Raw genomic sequence first — 1,643 nt, forward strand, 5'->3', positions numbered from 1 at the left:
GCAGTCATGCGATGTTGCTTGAAGGAAGACTTGATAAGTCTGAGGTGTCGCAGTTTGCAGTACAAGACGACAAGTCCGCATCTACCTTCGCCATTGCAAGTTGCCTAGGGGACGTCGAAGACCTTTCACAAAAGTGGAGAGCACTTGCCGACAAAGACATTCCGGCCGGGGTGACGATGCTTGCCGAGGAACGATTCAAACAGGAAATTGGACGAGCGATGAATCGACTTGCGTCGGAAACGCGCCGATTGGCGAATGTACCGGAACCTGTCCAACTCATGTCTCCAATCGAGTTGCGCCGTAAGGAAGCCGAACAGAGTAGCTCGTTTGTTGAGCAACCGGATGAAAAGCTTGCGATTCTGCCGCTGTTTACAGTTCCAGATAAGAGCAAGCCAGTTCAAGCCGAAGTGATAGACATCGAGCCTCCCATTACAATCGGAGATTTGCGTCGGAAAATGGGACTTGTCGAAAAGGTCAGACCAAGTAGGCGCAAGGTCAGTGATGACCAAATCGCTCTGTTTGCACTCGATGCTATCTAATCTCGCTATTTACTCACTCCGTTCATTCAGGGAACGATTTCACCTCCCTTGATCACGGGGAGGTGAATGGAGGGATCCATATGCAAACCGAACCTTTAAATCCTCGAATCATCACGCTTCACTGGGATCAACTAATCAGCGAACTGGAAAACACCCCGGACCAAAACAGGGAGGCAAGTGCCGTGGTCGAAGCCGCCTGCGACCTCCTTCAACGTATGCAATCAGAGAATCTCCCTGCCAGGTACATTTTTGGGCTTTCCGATGAAATATTTCACATGGCTTCTCAACTCATCGACCCTTCTGATGAGGCGAGCGCGGCAGTCGAAACTGCCTATTTTGCGATAGATGATGAGGCATGGGATACGGTATGGCACAAATGCATGAACCTTACGTCACTTTATGACCCTTCCGTCGCGGAGGTGTTTATCTGATGTATGACGAGCTTCGTGAACACTTGTACCGCGGTTTGGAAGACATTTGGTTCATCCGGGATTTCATGCGAAGAACCGGGTTTATCGATGAAGTAGATCAAGAAGGTTGGGGCTATGGATACGACATGAATGGGATGGGGGACCTAGAGAACGCCCAAGTTCAATCCTTGATGGCTTTGCTGGCACCTGATTTAGAGGTTGAGGTGTCAGTTCCTGATTTGGAGTCTGGAACGTGGATCGATGTGATGACCCTTGCGGACATCACTGATCCCATTCAAGAACTCATCCACAATGCACCCACACTGTCGGTGCATTTTCAGGGCGAACCGCAGGAATTACGAAAATGGGCTCACTTTATTCACTGGCTCCTTCCAAACACAAACTTGATTCAACAGAAACCGGCCGAGCCAACACTCGGACAACTATTCTGGATGGACATCTATTGGGTGATCGATTGGGAGTGGCACTCCACACTTGAAGCTTGGGAAGCGCTGCTTAGAGCCTGGGAGGTTATGACCTTTTATGAACACGTTGCAGACGCAAGTTGTTGGCGCATCTTACGCGGAGGAAGTTTTGCTGCGGCTGACGCCGACGAATCTTCCGCAGCTTGAGTTAAAGATGAATGGACTTACACGCTATAAAACCGTCGGGTGGCATCAGCTACTCAAAATGT

Annotated in this window: 3 protein-coding genes; all 3 read left to right on the forward strand. The window is 49.8% G+C overall.

The window, feature by feature from the left end:
- Nucleotides 1–539, forward strand: a 539-nt coding sequence (locus AN477_RS24900) for a hypothetical protein (protein WP_169787820.1), incomplete at its 5' end; no start/stop codon positions are given.
- An 80-nt stretch (nt 540–619) separates the two neighbouring features.
- The gene (locus tag AN477_RS00085) at nt 620–970 is read left to right on the forward strand and encodes a hypothetical protein (RefSeq protein WP_054967161.1); all 351 of its coding nucleotides are present in this window, start codon (nt 620–622) and stop codon (nt 968–970) included.
- Nucleotides 970–1,581 carry a hypothetical protein gene (locus AN477_RS00090; protein WP_054967162.1) on the forward strand — a complete coding sequence of 204 codons (612 nt, stop codon included), beginning with the start codon at nt 970–972 and terminating at the stop codon, nt 1,579–1,581. Before AN477_RS00085 ends, AN477_RS00090 begins: the two co-directional genes overlap by 1 nt.
- The last annotated feature ends 62 nt before the right edge of the window (nt 1,582–1,643 follow it).

This window comes from Paenalicyclobacillus ferrooxydans (genome assembly GCF_001399675.1).
In the GTDB taxonomy this organism is placed as follows: domain Bacteria; phylum Bacillota; class Bacilli; order Alicyclobacillales; family Alicyclobacillaceae; genus Alicyclobacillus_B; species Alicyclobacillus_B ferrooxydans.

What these genes read in the sequence shown, in the direction of transcription:
- AN477_RS00090 (WP_054967162.1), top strand. Translation starts at nt 970, where the DNA reads ATGTATGACGAGCTTCGTGAACACTTGTACCGCGGTTTGGAAGACATT.
- AN477_RS00085 (WP_054967161.1), top strand. Translation starts at nt 620, where the DNA reads ATGCAAACCGAACCTTTAAATCCTCGAATCATCACGCTTCACTGGGAT.